This window comes from Nocardia sp. NPDC024068 (assembly GCF_040638875.1).
Classification (GTDB): Bacteria; Actinomycetota; Actinomycetes; order Mycobacteriales; family Mycobacteriaceae; genus Nocardia.
This window is the reverse complement of the sequence record NZ_JBEZYU010000001.1, coordinates 143,401-160,167: the sequence shown is the minus strand read 5'-3', so window position 1 is coordinate 160,167 and position 16,767 is coordinate 143,401. Positions and strand designations below refer to the sequence as shown.

13 protein-coding genes are annotated in these 16,767 nt (G+C 67.9%); 7 read left to right on the top strand and 6 right to left on the bottom strand.

Annotation, left to right across the window (positions count from 1 at the left end; translation table 11 throughout):
* The first annotated feature begins 18 nt into the window (after positions 1–18).
* Positions 19–1,116 (top strand): DUF4185 domain-containing protein, encoded by a 1,098-nt coding sequence (locus tag AB0F41_RS00785; RefSeq protein ID WP_357420545.1) that lies wholly within the window; start codon positions 19–21, stop codon positions 1,114–1,116.
* Positions 1,117–1,153: 37 nt separating this feature from the next.
* On the opposite strand, the gene AB0F41_RS00780 is transcribed toward AB0F41_RS00785, so the two are convergent.
* Together AB0F41_RS00780 and AB0F41_RS00775 are read right to left on the bottom strand one after the other, a co-directional pair.
* Positions 1,154–2,743, bottom strand: a complete 1,590-nt coding sequence (locus tag AB0F41_RS00780) for a GMC family oxidoreductase N-terminal domain-containing protein (RefSeq protein ID WP_357420544.1) — start codon at positions 2,741–2,743, stop codon at positions 1,154–1,156.
* Between the two features lie 20 nt (positions 2,744–2,763).
* Entirely contained in the window at positions 2,764–4,515 is a 1,752-nt protein-coding gene (locus tag AB0F41_RS00775; protein ID WP_357420972.1) for an aldehyde dehydrogenase family protein, read from the bottom strand.
* A 124-nt stretch (positions 4,516–4,639) separates the two neighbouring features.
* Here AB0F41_RS00775 and AB0F41_RS00770 point away from each other — a divergent pair, with 124 nt between their 5' ends.
* Complete coding sequence (locus AB0F41_RS00770; protein ID WP_357420542.1) at positions 4,640–5,875, top strand: helix-turn-helix domain-containing protein; 1,236 nt, start codon at positions 4,640–4,642, stop codon at positions 5,873–5,875.
* 187 nt (positions 5,876–6,062) lie between these two features.
* Here AB0F41_RS00770 and AB0F41_RS00765 read toward each other — a convergent pair whose 3' ends face one another.
* Entirely contained in the window at positions 6,063–6,998 is a 936-nt protein-coding gene (locus AB0F41_RS00765) for a LysR family transcriptional regulator (RefSeq protein WP_357420541.1), read from the bottom strand.
* A 61-nt stretch (positions 6,999–7,059) separates the two neighbouring features.
* Between AB0F41_RS00765 and AB0F41_RS00760 the strand changes: the two genes are divergently transcribed.
* Positions 7,060–7,470, top strand: a complete 411-nt coding sequence (locus tag AB0F41_RS00760; RefSeq protein WP_357420539.1) for a DUF5997 family protein — start codon at positions 7,060–7,062, stop codon at positions 7,468–7,470.
* A 202-nt stretch (positions 7,471–7,672) separates the two neighbouring features.
* Here the strand turns inward: AB0F41_RS00760 and AB0F41_RS00755 are convergent, their stop codons facing one another.
* Positions 7,673–9,055 carry a lipase family protein gene (locus AB0F41_RS00755; RefSeq protein WP_357420538.1) on the bottom strand — a complete coding sequence of 461 codons (1,383 nt, stop codon included), beginning with the start codon at positions 9,053–9,055 and terminating at the stop codon, positions 7,673–7,675.
* Positions 9,056–9,476: 421 nt separating this feature from the next.
* On the opposite strand from AB0F41_RS00755, the gene AB0F41_RS00750 reads away from it, so the two are divergent.
* Entirely contained in the window at positions 9,477–10,829 is a 1,353-nt protein-coding gene (locus tag AB0F41_RS00750; protein WP_357420537.1) for a lipase family protein, read from the top strand.
* Positions 10,830–10,930: 101 nt separating this feature from the next.
* Here the strand turns inward: AB0F41_RS00750 and AB0F41_RS00745 are convergent, their stop codons facing one another.
* Positions 10,931–11,740, bottom strand: coding sequence for a TetR/AcrR family transcriptional regulator (locus AB0F41_RS00745; RefSeq protein ID WP_357420535.1), 810 nt, complete (start codon positions 11,738–11,740; stop codon positions 10,931–10,933).
* 234 nt (positions 11,741–11,974) lie between these two features.
* Here AB0F41_RS00745 and AB0F41_RS00740 point away from each other — a divergent pair, with 234 nt between their 5' ends.
* The 3 genes from AB0F41_RS00740 to AB0F41_RS00730 all read left to right on the top strand — a co-directional run bounded on the left by AB0F41_RS00740 (position 11,975) and on the right by AB0F41_RS00730 (position 15,357).
* The gene (locus AB0F41_RS00740; RefSeq protein WP_357420534.1) at positions 11,975–12,700 is read left to right on the top strand and encodes an ABC transporter ATP-binding protein; all 726 of its coding nucleotides are present in this window, start codon (positions 11,975–11,977) and stop codon (positions 12,698–12,700) included.
* Positions 12,697–14,031, top strand: a complete 1,335-nt coding sequence (locus tag AB0F41_RS00735; protein WP_357420532.1) for an FtsX-like permease family protein — start codon at positions 12,697–12,699, stop codon at positions 14,029–14,031. The genes AB0F41_RS00740 and AB0F41_RS00735 overlap by 4 nt, the downstream gene beginning before the upstream one ends.
* Positions 14,032–14,094: 63 nt before the next feature.
* Complete coding sequence (locus tag AB0F41_RS00730) at positions 14,095–15,357, top strand: saccharopine dehydrogenase NADP-binding domain-containing protein (protein WP_357420530.1); 1,263 nt, start codon at positions 14,095–14,097, stop codon at positions 15,355–15,357.
* A gap of 19 nt (positions 15,358–15,376) precedes the next feature.
* Here AB0F41_RS00730 and AB0F41_RS00725 read toward each other — a convergent pair whose 3' ends face one another.
* Positions 15,377–16,660 carry a cyclopropane-fatty-acyl-phospholipid synthase family protein gene (locus AB0F41_RS00725; protein WP_357420529.1) on the bottom strand — a complete coding sequence of 428 codons (1,284 nt, stop codon included), beginning with the start codon at positions 16,658–16,660 and terminating at the stop codon, positions 15,377–15,379.
* Positions 16,661–16,767: the final 107 nt, after the last annotated feature.

Sequence of the window (16,767 nt, the reverse complement as noted above, 5' to 3'; positions counted from 1 at the left end):
AGGGCTACCCTCGGGGAGATGCCATCGGCCGGACAGCTACCCCGCAATGGAATCCGACTGTGTGACGAACCTGGCGACTCGGCGAGCCGACGCGGTCTCGGCTCGGGCGATCTCTGCATTCCGTACCACCGCGCGCACGACGGCACCTGGGGTTATGTCTGGGGCGACTGCTGGCGGGGGAGCAGTCAGACCGGGGCCTACCTGGGCTCCCCGCTGGTCCTGACGCAGGACGCCTTCGACGCGTCCGGCCGCAGTCCGATCGAGTTCACCGGGCAGCTACCCGGCAACGGACCGGCGCGGCAGGTGTTCGACTACGCACATCGGCAGGACAACGGGTTCGGTGTCACGGAGGTTTCGCGCATACCGAACGACGCGATCGAGATCCAGGGTCGCACCTTCGTCCAATACACCTCGGTGCACACGTGGGTCCCGGCGAACTCCCCGGTCGACGGTTCGGCGTTCTCAGGGCTGGCGTATTCCGACGATTTCGGTGTGACCTGGCGGGATTTCGAGCACCACTGGCACGGCGAGGCGCTCGGTCTCGACGGAAATCCGTACGGTATGTGGACTTTCGCGGGTATCGATCCCGACGGCTACCTCTATATTTTCGCCAAGCGCTGGAACGGGAGCCATCACTACCGGCGGGACCACGGATATATCCAGCTCTTCCGCTACGAACCCGAGGATTTCGTACGCGGTGACTTCGCCGCCCAGCAGAACTGGGCCCATGTCGGCGGACATTGGGGTTGGTACCCGGCGAACCGGTATCCCCCGACTCCGCTCTTCGGCCCCGGCCACGATCTCGGTGAATTGTCGGTGAAGCGGCTGGGTTCCACCTACGTGATGTCGTATTTCGACTGCACCGACCTGAGCATCAAGACCCGTACCGCCACCCGGCCCGACGCCCTGTGGTCCGACGAGACGATCCAGGTGGTCCACGATGATTCGCACCCGCCGTCGCATAGGGGTAAACCCTGCTCGCCGACGCTCTACGGCGGATACATCCACCCGGGGTCTCTCGCGCCGTCGTATCTGACGCTGACGATCAGCCAATGGAACGGAGCCGTGGGCGCTACGCCCTATACGGTGAACCAGTGGACCGGCCTGTCCGCCTGAGCACACTCCGGCGCCCGGGCGGACAACCCGGTAGCACTCAGGACATCAGGTCGGCCGCTTTCTCGCCGATCACCACCGACGGCGCGTGCGTATGGCCGCGGATGATGGCCGGCATCACCGATGCGTCCGCGACCCGCAACCCCTCGACGCCGCGCACCGACAGGTCGGGTGCGACGACGCTGTCGGCGTCGCTGCCCATCCGGCACGTGCCGACCGGGTGGTACAGGGTGTGGGAATGCCAGGTCAGGGCGTCTTCGAGAGTTTCGTCCAGGGTGGCCAGTTCGCGTTTGGGCTGAAGGAAACGACCCAGGGCGGAACCGAGCGGGCCGGTGCCGGCGATCCGGTGGGCGATCCGCAGTCCCTCCAGGACGGCCGCACGGTCGGCGCCCTCACTATCGGACAGGTAGTTCGGGTTCACCAGTGGTTTGGCGCCGGGTGCGGCCGCGGCCAGAGTTACGGTGCCCCGGCTCTGGGGTTTGAGCAGGATCGGGCCGACGGCCACGGCGTGACCGGGAGCGACGCCGATACCTTCGTCGAAGAACGGGGCGGGGCCGAAGATCAGTTCGAGATCGGGAAGTTCGAGTTCGGGGCGGCTGCGCACGAAACCGTAGGCCTCGCCGACATTGGAAGTGAGCATCCCACGCCGGCGGATCAGGTAGTCGAGGAGCTGGCGGGGTTTCTCGGCGTCGAACAGGGTGCCGGATTCCACGGCGAACCCGATCAGCGATACCAGGTGATCCATGAGGTTGCGGCCGACCTCCCGGGAATGACGCAGCACCGGGATCCCGTGTGCGCGCAGCTGCTGTTCGTCCCCGATACCGGAGAGCATGAGCAGTTGCGGTGTGTTGATGGCACCGCCGCAGAGCACGACCTCCTTGCGGGCGCGCACGGTGAGCACCCGATCACCCCGGCGGTACTCGACGCCCACGGCGCGGGTTCCCTCGAAGATCACCCGATCGGCATGCGCGCCGGTGACCACGGTGAGATTCGGCCGCCGCCGCGCAGGTTTGAGATACGCGTCGGCGGTGCTCCACCGCGCGCCGCGCTTCTGATTCACCATCGTCTCGCTGAAACCCTCGGGCTGCGGGGTATTGGCCCGCACCCGCTTGTAGCCGGCGAGTTCCGCGGCGGCCAGGAAGTCCCGCGTCCACGGGCTCGCGCTGCGCTGATGCGCGACCTGCAGTGGACCGGCGCGCCCCTCGTCGGGTTCGCTCGCGCCTTCGACGGATTCGATCTTCTTGAAGTATTCGACGACGTTGGCGAACGACCAGTCGTCACCGGCGGCCCGTGCCCACTCGTCGTAGTCGGCGGCGAAACCGCGCACCCACATCATCGCGTTCATCGATGACGAGCCGCCGAGTAGCTTGCCACGCGGATACAGGATCCGGCGATTGCCCAGTTCGGGCTGCGGGGTCGTCAGATAGGACCAGTCGCATTCGCTCTGGAACAGTTTGGAGAACGCGGCCGGGATATGGGCGAACCGGTTCTTGTCCTCGGGACCGGCTTCGAGGGCGAGCACCTGGTTCGCCGGTTTCTCGCTCAGCCGGGCGGCGAGGACCGCGCCGGCCGAACCGGTCCCGACGACCACGTAGTCGACGGTGGACGGCGGGGTTGTCTCGGCATTCATCGGTGTACTCCAGACGAGGTTCAGCCGCGCAGGGCGGAGGCGAAGATAGCGGGCAGGCGGGTCCAGCGGGGGGTGGCGGCGAAGGCGGTGAGCCGGCGGCCCGTGGTCGCGGCGGTCCGGTTGGTGACGAACCACGGTGGCGTGGGGGTCAGCGCCCATTCGCGGTGCAGTATCGAACGTGGTGCGGGGCGGAACGGTCCGCGGACCACGGTGCGTTCGACCTCGTCGATCAGCCAGGCATTGTGGACGACACCGATACCGCTCTGTACGTCGTCGAGGGTGTGGCCGGGATAGGCGCCCCAGGTCGCGGTGGGAGTCAGGTAGCCGACTCCTGTCCAGGCGTTGATCGCGACGGTGCCGTAGCGCAGCCGTTCGATCATCGCGTCGAAGTCCGCGCCGAGCGCGGCGATCGCGTCCGGATGCGCGACGATATTGACCCCGAGCGTCCCGGTCAGCCGTTCGTTGGCGGTATCGGCCGCGGCACGGGTGAACGCGGCGCCGGTACCGGGCAATTCGATCACCCCCAGAACCGGGGCGAAGTACTCCGAGGAGAACAAGGGTTCGGCGGCCGCCGGATCGAGCCCGGTGACCAGCAGGCGTTCGCCCTGCGCTCCGAGTCGCCGGGCATCGGGGTAGGCGGAGCGCGCGGTGGCCATACGATCGTCGCTTCCGGGGTAGTAGGCATGGCGGCGCGGTGCCCGATCGAGCGCCTCCGCCAGCGCCGCGAGGAACGCGTCCTTCTGTGCCCACTCGGCGGAGACGATCACCGCCTGTGAGGCCACACAGTTGTAGCCACCGTTGTGGAGGCGCTGGGTGGCGATGTGCTCGGCCTGGAAGGCCAGATCGGCGCTGCTCCACTCACCGGGAACCACGATGGTGGGTGACACTCCGCCGAGCTCGCTGGTGATCGGTTTGTCCAGCAGCGGTTCCCCGGCCGCCTTCCGTCGCGTCGCGTCCGCCCCGGTGCCCCAGACGATCGCGTCGTGGGTGTTCGCGCTGCCGGTCATGTGGACATGCGCGATCCGCTCGTGGGTCACCAAGCGGCCGCCGACTTCGGCGCCGCCGGTGAGGATCCGCACCGCCCCGAGTTCGATCAGCGGGGCGAAGATCTTCTCGAACACCGGGCGCAACGGGTCGGTGACCGGGTTGAGTTTGAGCGCGACCACCCGGTTGTGCGCGATCAGCTCGTATACCGTGTCCAGCGGTGCGATCGAGGTGATGTTCCCGGCGCCGAGTACGGCCCCGATACCGTGGGTGCGTCCCGGGTCGAGCTGTGCGAGCCCCGCGGTGGCCTTCGCCGCGGCGGGGCTGACGCCGCGCCGGAGCCAGACCTGCGCGCTGAAGCCGCTCAGCAGCAGCTCGTCGTACAGTCCGGTGGGAAGTACCTCGACGGTGACCCGGTTTCCGGCGGCACCGAATGTGGCACCGTCCAGCGGGCTGCGTCCGTGTTCCAGCGACTCCAGGGTGCGCGACAGGGCACCGAGGGCGGCGGCCAGCACGTAGGGGCCGGACAGCCATTCCTCCCCGACCAGTGGGGACGCGGCGTCGAGTCCCTTGATCCGTGCGGCGACCTCCACCCATTCCCGGGCATACTCCCCGGTGAGTGCGCGTATCCGGTCGAGCAGGGTGCGTCTGCCGGTCATCGTGACCAGGGACCATCGCTGCTCGCCCTCGGCCAGTTCGGCCAGGGCGGTATCGAGAACTGAGTGGGCCGCGGTGGCCGGTTCTGTCTGCACGGGGCGCTCCGGAGCTACAGGTGGGAAACTGGACATCCTGAGTGTGACTGTGCTCACGACTTATCGAAATGTGTCGCCGTTGCGACTTGGGTAACGCCATTTGTGCTCAAGCACAAGGCGACTGTGTTCCAGGCCACGATCGGGCGGTTACACTCTCGGTATGAGCGCGCCGGTGCCCGTGACACGAACCCCTCCCGAATCGGCCTTGGCTGCCGGTTTGGTGCCGGCGGTCGAGACGATGGCCGAGACCCTCGTGGGCCGGATCGCGACCGGCGATCCGGCCTATGCGCAGGCGGGCCTGCTCACCGAAGAGCAGCTGTACACGACCTGCCGGGAGAACCTGGCCGCGATCATCGGCGCGCTGGCGGGGGCGCAGCCGTTACGCCTGCAATCGGCTCGGAACGCGGGCCGGCTGAAAGCCGAGCAGGGCATACCGGTCGCCGCCCTGCTGCACGCCTACCGGCTGGGCGGCCGCCTCATCTGGGAGGAGTTGACCGCCCGCTCCGCCGGGCCGGGCGACCCACGACTCCACGACCTCGCCACCCGGCTGTGGGAACTCATCGATCTGTACTCGGATACCGCGGTCGAGTCCTATCGCGAGACCGAGGTCCTGCTCGTCCACTCCGACGCCCAGGTGCAGGGCCGACTCATCAGGACCCTGTTCGACGACCATTCCGGCAACCCGGGCCGTGTACTCGACGCGCTGCGGACCCTGGGATTCCCGGAACGCGGAAGCTTCGCCGTCGTCACGATCGATACCGAGCCCACCGCGCCCCTACCACAGCAGCTCACCACGGCACTGCGGGACCTCGGCGTCCATTCGGTCTGGGACGCGCAGATCGACGCGCATATCGGGCTGCTTTCGGCGGTATCGGAGACGGTGCTCGAGCGCGGCGCCGCCGTTGTCTCGGCGCACGCGGACGCCCGGGTCGGTATCAGCACCGCCTTCTCTGCCCCGCACTCCATCACGGCGGCCCTGACCGAGGCGCGGCTGGCGTCCCGGTCGGCGCGCCCGGGTACCACCGCCACGGTCCGGTACGGCGCGGAGCCCGTCGCCCACCTGCTGGTCGCGGTTCCCGATGTGGGGTTGCGGGCGGCCGGGCAGATCCTCGGGCCACTGCTGCGGCTGCCGGACACGGAACGTCGCGATCTGCTGGAATCCCTGGACGCCTGGTATCGGTGCGGGGGCTCGGCCGCGGGGGTCGCCGAGATGCTGCACTGTCACCGCAATACGGTGCGCTACCGGTTGCGCAAGATCCGTGACCTCACGGGTCGCGATACCACCGACCCCCGCCAGTCCGCCGAACTGTACGTCGCGCTGGAAGCGCTCACCCTCCTGGAGGGCGCCCGCGGCGAAGGTATTTCGCGGTATTCCGCGGTGACGACGCCCGGGTAGGAGCGTGCCCGCCGATCTCATCGGTACGAGCTCGCCCCTCTTCGCCGGAACCACCGTGTCGGTCACCGGTCGGCTCCGCCCGCGTGCCACACCTTCGACGGCCATTCCGCACGGCCGGGGCCTTCCGTTCTCGCCGACCTTGGCGCGCCTGATTCCGACCAGCTGCCGAGCTGAGAAGCAGAGCGCGCTAGCGTTTGCGGCCCCGTGCCGGCTTCTTCTTGGAGGCGATCGGTTTCCCCGCGGGACGCCGTCGCTTCCCCGGGGGTTGCGGCGTGCGCGATTCTGGTTCGGTGCTCTTTCCGGCGGGGGAGCGGGAGCTGTTTTCCGAGCGGCCGCGCACTACGCCGATGAACTCCTCGACCAGGTCTGTGGTCCGGTCCGGCGGCCAGGCCAGGGCGATTTCGGTGTCGTCGGTATCGGTCACCGTGCGGTAGACGAGGTCGCGGCGGTGATGCAGGCGGGCGATCGAATGGGGCACGATGGCGACGCCGACTCCGGCGGCGACGAGCTCGATGGCGGCTTGGGCGGCGTCGATATCGGAGGCGTCCTGCAGGCGCTCGTCCGCGAGATCGGCCATGGCGACCTCGTCGAATAGTGCAATCGCGTGGTCCTTGGGGACCACGACGACGGGCAACTCACGGTAGAGCGGGATCGCGTTCAAACCGCCGCGGTCGATCGGCAGGCGGACGAAGCACATGTCGACCCGGTCCTCGCGCAGCGCCGGCTCCTGGTCGGCCTGGGCGACGGCGACCAGCTCGAGCGGTGTATCCGGGAACCGCCGGCCCCAGATCCGCTCCCACTTGGTGACGGTGACGCCGGGCACGAACCCGACACGCAACGCGGCGGGGGCGGTGGCCGCCGCGGTGCCCACCTCGTTCTCGGTCCGCGCCATGATGTCGCGCGCCTCGCGCAGCAACTCCCGTCCCGCATCGGTCAGTCGGGTCGGCTGCGCCCCGGGCACGAACAGCTTCGTATCGAGCTCGGTCTCCAGGTCGATGACCGTGTGGCTGAGCTTCTGGCGGGAGATGTGCAATGCCTTCGCGGCACGTGCGAAGTGCAGTTCCTCCGCGACTGCGGCGAACCAGCGCAGGCGCTGCACATCGATCGAGGAGAACCGGCTCATACCGGCCAGCGTATGGCACCGCAGCGTCCGGACCCCCTCGGCGGCCCGATACGCTGTTCCGGTGAGCCTGGACAAGAAACCGCAGATGATGAAGCCGCTGACCGCGGCAAACAAGCTCGGCATCTATCTTCCGGCGGCTCCCGAAGAGTTCCGGAACAACCCGATCTCCCGGACCGAGGTGGACGAGCTCCGGGCGAACCCGCCGCAGTGGCTCACCGAACTGCGCCGGACCGGACCGTTCCCGCGCGATATCGTGGCCCGCAAGCTCGGCGTCTCCAACAGCGGCCTGACCCGAGCCGGAGTGCCGGACTCGCTCACCGCCGACGAGATCGCCGCTTTCCTCGCGGATCCGCCGGAGTGGCTGATCCGCGAACGCGAGAGCTATGCCGCCGTGCGCGCCGAGGACGAACGCGCCCAGGCCAAGGAGGCCGCACGCCGGGCCGCGACCAACCGGTCGGCGAAGGGCCGCTAGTCGTTCCGATCGGTGATCATCGTCGCGGCCCACCGCCGGCAGTGGAAGAGGCGGTCGTAGTGGAACGGGGTCCCCGGCAGCCCGGCGGCAACGCGGACGTCTGTGCGGGCGGCCGCACTGCCGAGAGAGCCCGGACTTCGCGCGGGCAGGGTGGCCGTAACCGGCTGCCTGCGGGCGCGAACGTCGTTGTGGCGTCCTGGCTCTAGGAGCACTCGGTCGGCGTGGGCTCGCCGTGCAGACGCGCGTCGAGCCAGTCGAAGGCACCGGGGAATCCGGTGGCCAGACCGGTCACGTGCTCACCCGGCTCGCTGCGGAAGACCGCCGGGACACCGCGGGCGCACTGAGTGCGATACAGCTGCTGTGCCCCCGCGAGCGGAATCCAGAGATCGTGGGCGGCGTGGTAGATGTACAGCGGTACCGCCGACGTCCGGTCGCCCAGATCCGTGCGGGTGAAGATCTCGTCGGCGATGGCGCTGTCGAGCGGATGCGGAATATTCGCCGCGATTTCGAGCGGTATCCCGACCACACCCAGCGGGCCGAGCGCCTCGCCGCAGACGTTGTTGACCGGCGACGTTGCCACCCACTGCGCCAGATGGTTCATATTGTCGAGGATTTCGGGATGCTCGCGGGCATAGGCGAGCACGACCGCCAGCAGTACTCCCGAGGCGAATTTGCCGTCGAAACTGTTCGCGACGACTCTGTTGTCGGTGACGAGCCCACCCATCGCGGCGCCCACCACCACGTCGGCCAGTTCCGGCGCGTAGTCGGTGAGCAGCATGGCTGCCGCATAGGAGGCGATCGCGCCTCCGGAGTATCCGGTCAGCGCGAAGCGGCTGGCACCGAACTCGGATCCGGGCATCGAACGCACGGCGCGAATGCTGTCCAGGACGACCTGTGCGGCGACGTTCGGTTCCGCGTAGGCCATGAACGGGCCTTCGTGATCGGGAATCAGCACCGCGTACCCACGGTTCACCGCCGCCGCGGTCGTCGGTGTCAACGCGTCGATGGCGCTGCTGCTGGTGCCGTCCTCCCCGTGTGCCATCACATAGCCGGGCGTACACCGCAGGCCGAGGGAGTTGATCGGCTTGTTGTCGACCAGGACCGGCCGGCCGCCGGGGCCCGTCCACGCCGCCGCCGGAACCACCAGGGTTGCCGTGCCGAAGGAGGGCGCCCCCGCCGCGGCCGTCGAGCGGAACTTCAGCAACACGGCACGGCCGACCGGCGCGGCGATCCGCGGCGCGGCGATCGCGGTGATGTCACGCTGTTCGATCACCTCGCCGGCGGCCATCCGGTCCATCGCGGCGGGCCACGTATCGAAGATCGGGTCACCCGTCGGCGGGGACTGCACCGCGTGCCACAGTGCTGCCGATTGCGGAGACAGATCGCCGATGGGTGGTGCAGGTGCGGCGGGTAGCGGTGGCGGGGGGAGTGCGTCATCGATACCGCGCTGCAGGCCGGAGGGCGCCGAGGGGTCCGGTAACTCCTCGGCCATCGTCGATGGCACGCCCACGAGGATCGAACAGCCCGCTGTGGTCAGCACCGCCAGCGCCCGTACGAGACCTGTTCGGGCACAGCGCCAATTCATAGAGCTACCTCTCGAGATCAGTGAAGTTGCCTTCGGGTCGATGCCGCCGAAGGCACGCAGAAGCCGCCGCGTGTCCACCCAGCACAGTGAAATGCCCTGGCAGACAAGCGGTTAGACGGATAGAACAGTAGTCGTTGCGAGCGGTTTTCCGGTCATCGTGGCGTCGGGTTCGTACTTGTCACCGCGGGCCCCCGATGCCGTGTGAATTCGCCACGAAGACGCCGGATGCCTTCGGCCCCTGCGCCTCTGGCAATTACACACGGCCGGGCGGTCGCTGTCGCGTCGAACTCCCCGGTATGGCGGAAACCACAGTGGGGCCGATGATCTGCTGTGAACGGCCATCGATCTCGTCGATCGTGGCGGATCGAGGCCGGCGACTGTCGATACTGAGGAAGATTTTCTCGGAATGAGGGTGAGGGTCGTGAAGCCGCTGCTGGCAATCGTGGTGACCGTGCTGGTCGGTTGTACGTCGTTGGGCGGGCCGCCGTCCCGTGCGCACGCGGATCCCACAGCGGACTCGGGAGCACCGGCGGTCGAGAACCCGTCACCTCTGCAGCAGTGGATCGACGGCACGATCCCCGCCCCGGCCCGGTTCGCGGGCGGTGAGCCCGAAGCGGCGCTGTGGCGCGCGGTATTGCCGTCGGCGACGGACGATCCGATGTTCGACGCCTGGCCCGCCGGCCTCGCGACCCTGTCGCCGGGCCAGATCATCGAAACGCGTGACATCACCACCACGACCGCCGCGAGAATGGCGACGCCCATCTCGCGGGCGACGCTGCTGAAATTCCGGTCCACCTCCGCTTCGGGCGGTCCGTCCTTCGGGACCGCGACACTGATCGTCCCGGCGACTGCGTGGACCGGACCCGGGCCCCGGCCGGTGGAGGTGAACGCGATGCCGATCAACTCGCTCGGCTCGCACTGCACCCCCGGATATCAGTTGTCGCACGGTCTCCTGGATCGGCCCAACACCGATCTCCCGGTCTTCCTGCCGTCGGTCTGGTGGGCGCTGAGCAAGGGACACGCGGTCCTCATGCCGGACCACGAGGGTCCGTTGATGGCCTACGCCGAACCCACTATCGCCGCACATGTGATGCTGGACGCCATCCGCGCCGTCCGTGCCCACGTCCCGGGTGAATTCGGTGCCAGCCGATATGTGGCCATCGGCTATTCCGGTGGTGCGATCGCCGCGTACGCGGCGGCCATGCTGCTCGACGAGTACGCACCGGATCTGGCGGGTGTGCTGATCGGCGCGGCAGCGGGCGGTCTGGTCACCGACAATTCGAGCGTGGCCCACCAGTTCAACGGCAACATCTCCTCCGGAATCCTGTTGACGGTCGCGCTGGCGGTCGCCCGCGAACACCCCGAGATCCTGCGATACATGAATCATCTCGGTCAATGGGTCGCGACCTCGCCACTGCGTGATATCTGCGGCGATGCCTCCGGGCCTCTCGGTGTGGTCGGCATTCCGATCGACGTCGCGGCGAATACCGCGAACGCGCTCGACACCCCGTTCGCCGCGAAAATGTTCGAGCGGTTGGACCTGACCGGCCGGACCTCGACCGTACCGCTGTACATCTACCACGGCCTGCACGATCCGTGGATTCCGCTCGACGACGCCCGGCGCATGTATGAGCAACAGTGCAGCCGTGGTGTTTCCGCCATCTTCCGCGTCGTGGGCGGCGAGCATCTGATCGGTTATGTCACCGGCTATCCCGAACTCGGCGGCTGGATCGATGCGCGCCTGCGCGGCGAGCCCGCACCGAGCGAATGCTGAGGGGCTGAGGGCCGCCCAACTCGACAACGTCGAGAACGGCGGGTCGTCGAGGAGCCGCCGCCAGTGGCGGCCAGGTCGCCGTCGGCGGCGCTCCCGCTGCGCTAGCCGGCAGGTCGGTCGGAGATGATCTTTTCGACGCCGTCGAGTAGGCAGCGCAGCCCGAACTCGAAGATGCTGTGCGGCTGTGAGGCTTCGAAAGCGTCGGCTCCGAACTGCGCGATCATCGGCAGCGGGCTCGAGGTGAACGCTTCCTGGATTCTGCCGCTTCGGGCGCCGAGCCATTCCTCGCGGGTGTCGTGCGCGAACTGCTCCACCGCCAGCGGATAGGCCGAGCTCTGGGTGTGGGTGGAAACCATGATCGCTATCCGGACCATAGTGGGGAATTCGAGGCCGAGGTCGTCGACCGCGCGGATACGCCAGTCGGTGTACGACATCAGTTGCGGTGCGATCGGCGGCCGGGTTGTCAGGGCGAAAAGCTGCGGAATCCAGGGGTGTTCGCGATATATCTGCCATTCGTTGCGGGCGGAGAGTTCGAGTTTGGCCCGCCAGCCCGCTGGGCCGGGTTCCGGTAACGGATGCTCGCCGAAGACCGTGTCGATCATGAGTCGCCCGAGTTCCTCTTTTCCGGAAACGTAGCGATAGAGGGACATCACCCCGACGCCGAGTTCGGCGGCGGTGCGGCGCATGGACGGGCCGGCGCCGCCTTCGCGGTCGATCAGGTCGATCCCGGCCCGCACAATGCGATCGACGGAGAGCGCGGTGCCCGGCGAGTCCGTGGGTTCGCCGGCCTGCTGCTTTTCGGCGACACGTTCCCGGTATGCCCGCGCCCGGCATGCGCGGGAACAGTACTTCGCGGGCCGGCCGCGGGTCGCGGATGGCAGTTCGCGGCCGCACGTTCGGCAGGTCGGCATGCGATCCTCTTTTCGTCACGTAATTCGGTTCGGTGACGAAAGCCTACCCGGAGCGGTCAAGTGTGTCGAAAACGAGCAATCTGGTGAGATAAATGGCTATTTACTGGATGTTATCCATAGGATTCTATGGCTTCCGGCGAGGTCGGGTACGGTGTATTTATGACTCGTACGATGTACTCAGGAAATAGGTCGCACCCGGTCGCATCCGCGCGGTACAGCGTGGAGTTGCGTCAGGTGGTGAAGGTGTACGGGGGAGGCGCTACCGCTGCCAGGGTCCTCGATGGCGTGAGCTTGGGGTTTCCGCGTGGGACGTTCACGGCGGTGATGGGGCCCTCCGGCTCGGGGAAGAGCACGCTGCTGCACTGCGCGGCAGGTTTGGATCAGCCGACATCAGGATCGGTTTCGATCGAGGGAACCGAACTGACGACCCTCGACGAGGCCGAATCGACCCGTCTCCGCCGCGACCGGCTCGGCTTCATCTTCCAGTCCTACAACCTGGTCCCGACCTTGACGGTCGCACAGAATGTCACGCTGCCCATGGAATTCGCCGCCCGGCCGATAGCGAAAGGTGCCGTGCGTGAGATCTTGGCGCGGCTCGGCCTGGAGCAGTACGCGCAGACGCGACCCGCGGCGCTTTCGGGCGGTCAGCAACAGCGAGTGGCGATTGCCCGAGCGCTGCTCAGTGCTCCCGCGGTGATTTTCGCCGACGAGCCGACCGGCGCTCTGGACAGCCGCTCCGCTGCCGAAGTGCTCAGTCTGCTGCGAGAGGCGGTCGACAACTGGGGGCGAACCATCGTGATGGTCACCCATGATCCGGTCGCCGCAGCGGTGGCCGACGCCGTCGTGTTCTTCGCGGATGGGCGAGTGGCGGACGTAGTGCCGCACCCCAGTGCAGCGCAGGTGGCCGCGCAGATGACACGGTTGACCGACGGCGTCGTCTCGCGGGGTGGCGCCCGATGATGTGGCGTATCGCCCTGCGCACGGTCTCCGCGCGGGTCTCGGCGTATATCGCTTCCGGGTGTGTGATCGGTGCCGGCACGTCGTTGCTCACGGCCTTTGCCGTGCTGGCCGAGACCGGTATGGGCGCACCGGGGGACAGCGGAGAATCGCTGGCCATCCTGGCGGCGATCATGGGGAGTTGGACCGTCGTCGTCGTGGCGTTCGGCATCGCCTCCACGGTCGCCCTCGGAATACAGCAGCGCAGACGGGAGCTGGCTCTGCTCAGGCTGATCGGAGCGGAGCCCCGGCAGGTGCGCGCGATGGTGCTGGGGGAGACGACCATCGTTGCGTTGCCCGCGGTGGCGGCCGGCCTCGTACCGGGAATCGGTCTCGGCGCGTTCCTGCTCGGCCGGATGTCCGCGGCCGGTGTGGTCGATGCGTCGATCGGGCTCTCCGTGAACGGGACGACCCTCGCAGTGGGCGCGGCGGTCTCGTTGCTCTCCGCGGTGGCGGCGGCGGTGCTGGCGGGCCGGCGCGCGGCGAGGATCGCCCCGGTACTCGCACTGGCCGACGCATCGGGTGCGGAGGCGGTGGTGCTGTCGCGGGTCAAGGCGATCGTGGGCGTGACCTTCGTGTTGATCGGCATCGGCTCCGGAGCGGGAACGCTGTCCATGGCCGACGGACCGTTGCTCGCCGCGGTGGCCGGGCCCGCATGCATCGGAGTCGCCATCGGCCTGGCGCTGTTGAGTCCTCTCGTCGTTGCGGCGGTCGGGTGGACCGCGCCCCTGATTTCGAGCAGTGTCGGCCGCTTGGCCGTGCGTAACCTGCACGCCCGCGCCGCCGATGCGAGCACGGTCGTCGGCACACTGACCTTGCTCGTCGGCATCGCTACCGGCACTCTGTACATGCAGAGCACCGAAGACAGTATCGCCGGTCGTACACCGAATGAGATCGGCCCACAGTTCGCGGCGGCGAACTACCTGATAGTCGCGATGATCATCGCCTTCTGTTCGATTGCGGTCGCCAACTCGTCGATCGCAGCGACCTGGCAGCGCCGCAGAGAGTTCGGCCTCCTCCAGTTGACCTCGTCGTCACGGAACCAGGTACTGGGGGTGGTGGGAGTCGAAAGTGCCGTCGTCACCCTTATCGCGGTTGTTCTCGGCACGATGGCGGCGGCAGCGACCGTCACTCCCTACAGCATCGTCAAAACCGGGTCACCGATCCCGGGCGGCCCATGGTGGATGTATCCCGCAATCGTCGCGGCCGCTTTCTCGATCACCGTCGCCTCGACCTCGTCGACGACTGTCCGCGCCACCCGCATCCGACCGGTAATCGCAGTGACGACACCGTGAACATCACGCGAGAACGACCTCCAGAGCGACCCCGCGTCCAGTACGCATAGAAAGTAGGCAACCATGGCCGAGTATCGGGAGTTCGACCTCACCCTTTTCGGCGCAACAGGTTTCGTCGGCGAAACCACCGCGCGGTACCTCTCCGGCGCCGCTGGAGAATCCGCACGAATCGCACTGGCCGGGCGTTCACCGGAGAAACTGCGCGCACTCCGCGACAGACTGGGATCGGGCGCGGCGAGCTGGCAACTGATCGTCGCCGACGCCGCGGATCAGGACAGTCTCGACGCCCTCGCCGCACGGACGGCGGTCGTGATCACCACCGTCGGTCCGTACCAGCGGTACGGTCTACCGCTGGTGGCCGCCTGCGCGAAGGCCGGCACCCACTACGCCGACCTCACCGGAGAATCGATCTTCACCAGGGACGTGATCGACCGGTATCACGAGCGGGCGGTCGCTACCGGCGCCAAGATCGTGACATCCTGCGGTTTCGACTCGATTCCTTCGGACCTGAGCGTCTACCAGCTGTATCGTGCCGTCGTCGCGGACAATGCCGGCGAACTGGAGGACACAACTCTCGTCGCGACGGTGAAAGGTGGTGTCAGCGGCGGCACCATCGACTCCGCGCGTGCCATGTGGGAAGCCATCGCCGCGGATCCGGCCACAAAGGTGCTGATCTCGGATCCCTATTCGCTGAGCCCGGACAGATCGAGGGAACCGCGCGTCGGCCGGCAGTCCGATCACGCCTTCGGGCGCGCGGCTGCCATCACCCCGAGCCTGCGGGGCTGGGTCGGGACATTTGTCATGGCGCCGCACAATACGAAGATCGTGCGCCGCAGCAACGGGCTGCTCGGATGGGTCTACGGCGCGAACTTCCGCTACCGAGAGGTGATGGACGCGGGAACCTCGCCTGCGGCGCCGCTGATCGCCGCCACGGCGGCGGGCGGTGTCGCCGCCGGAATGCGCGCGGTCGGAGTGCTGTCGAGGTCGTCGGCGGGTCGCCGGCTTCTGGATCGGATCCTGCCCGCGCCGGGCACCGGACCGGACGAAAACGAACGCGCGCAGGGGTGGTTCCGGATGACGACCCACGCCCGCACCTCCACGGGCGCGGAGTACCTGGCAACCTGCGCCGGGCAGGGGGATCCCGGGTATCAGGCCACCGCGGTCATGCTCGGTGAGAGCGGCCTGTGCCTGGCCTTCGACCGCGCCCGGCTTCCTGGATTGTCTGGAATTCTCACTCCCGCGACAGCAATGGGCGACGTGCTCACGGAGCGGCTGCGCGCCATCGGGATGAACATCGACGTCGTTGCGCAACCACACCGAGGGTGACGCGATTGTTTCCGCGTGTCTATTCCCAGAGCCGCCGGGTCGCGGGCATGCCGGCGTTCCCCGTGGCTTCCGGCACCACACCGAGTACCTGGTGAATCCCGAGTCCGCCGTCCTCGAAGCCCAGGGCGGAGGCCGCCATATAGAGCCGCCAAATCCGGGCTCTTCCTTCGCCGACGAGTGGAACCGCCTGTTCCCAAGCGCTTTCCAGATTCGCAACCCACCTGCGAAGAGTGCGCGCGTAATGCTCGCGCAGGGCTTCGACGTCACGAACTTCGAATCCGGCGCGTTCCATGGCCAACACCACCTCGCCCACGTCGACGAGTTCGCCGTCCGGGAAGACATAGCGCCCGATAAACGAGCGGCTCTGCATGATGGAACCGCCCGGCGAGGAGATGGCATGGTTGAGCAGCCGGCCACGCGGGCGCAGCAGTGCGCGCATGGTGTCGAAGTACTCGGCGGCACGCTTGGAGCCGACGTGTTCGAACATACCGATCGAGGAGATGGCGTCGAACTCTTCGCCGCGCAGGTCCCGGTAATCGGCGAGCCTGACCTCGACACTGCCCGACAGCCCCGCGTCGGCGACCCGCCGGCGGGCGAGCTCGACCTGAGCACTGCTGATGGTGACGCCGACGACCCGCGCCCCATAGGCCGACGCCGCGTGCATCGCCATGGAACCCCAGCCGCATCCCACGTCGAGCAGGCGCATATTCCGCTGCTCTGTCATGCCCAGTTTGCGGCAGATCAGGTCGTGTTTGGCGCGCTGGGCGTCCTCCAATGAGCCGTCGCCGTCCGGCACGAACCGCGCGCAGGAGTAGGTCATGCTGGGTCCGAGCACCAGCCGGTAGAAATCGTTGCCGACGTCGTAGTGATGACTGATCGCCGCCGCATCGCGACGTTTGGTGTGCAACGGTCCGCGCTCGGGTCGCGCCTCCTCCGGCGGTCGCCGCGGGCGGCGGCCGAGCGCCCCGAGTTGCCGCGCCGCGGCGATGGCCTGCCAGGCCGCCCCCGGACCGAGCCGGGCGTCGTTCGGCGCGGTCGACTGGAGTGCTCGCAGCATCTTGAAGATATCGCCGTCGAGATCCACTGTGGCGGAGACGAATGCACGTGCCAAGCCGAGTTCGCCGGGCGCCCAGACCAGGTGGCGCAGCGCATCCTCGGATCGCACGCGCAACGTGCCGGGGCTTTCACCCTCCGGGAGGATGGTGCTGCCGTCCCAGAATTCGAACCCGATCGCAGGGCGCGGGCCCAAAGTGGCTCGTAGCAGCGGTTCGAACGCGGCGGCGATCGTGGCGTTGTTGCCCATCCGACCACTATGGCCCGCGCAGCGCTGCTGGTGTGGCAACGACTCGGGCCATCCTAACCACGGTGCGGCCGGACCGGTCTCACCGCCGCGGACGGCCCCTCGATCAC

Bases quoted from the DNA above. Each gene is read 5' to 3' on its own strand.
- AB0F41_RS00785 (WP_357420545.1), top strand. From the start codon at position 19: ATGCCATCGGCCGGACAGCTACCCCGCAATGGAATCCGACTGTGTGAC.
- AB0F41_RS00780 (WP_357420544.1), bottom strand. From the start codon at position 2,743: ATGAATGCCGAGACAACCCCGCCGTCCACCGTCGACTACGTGGTCGTC.
- AB0F41_RS00775 (WP_357420972.1), bottom strand. From the start codon at position 4,515: ATGTCCAGTTTCCCACCTGTAGCTCCGGAGCGCCCCGTGCAGACAGAA.
- AB0F41_RS00770 (WP_357420542.1), top strand. From the start codon at position 4,640: ATGAGCGCGCCGGTGCCCGTGACACGAACCCCTCCCGAATCGGCCTTG.
- AB0F41_RS00765 (WP_357420541.1), bottom strand. From the start codon at position 6,998: ATGAGCCGGTTCTCCTCGATCGATGTGCAGCGCCTGCGCTGGTTCGCC.
- AB0F41_RS00755 (WP_357420538.1), bottom strand. From the start codon at position 9,055: ATGAATTGGCGCTGTGCCCGAACAGGTCTCGTACGGGCGCTGGCGGTG.
- AB0F41_RS00745 (WP_357420535.1), bottom strand. From the start codon at position 11,740: ATGCCGACCTGCCGAACGTGCGGCCGCGAACTGCCATCCGCGACCCGC.
- AB0F41_RS00735 (WP_357420532.1), top strand. From the start codon at position 12,697: ATGATGTGGCGTATCGCCCTGCGCACGGTCTCCGCGCGGGTCTCGGCG.
- AB0F41_RS00730 (WP_357420530.1), top strand. From the start codon at position 14,095: ATGGCCGAGTATCGGGAGTTCGACCTCACCCTTTTCGGCGCAACAGGT.
- AB0F41_RS00725 (WP_357420529.1), bottom strand. From the start codon at position 16,660: ATGGGCAACAACGCCACGATCGCCGCCGCGTTCGAACCGCTGCTACGA.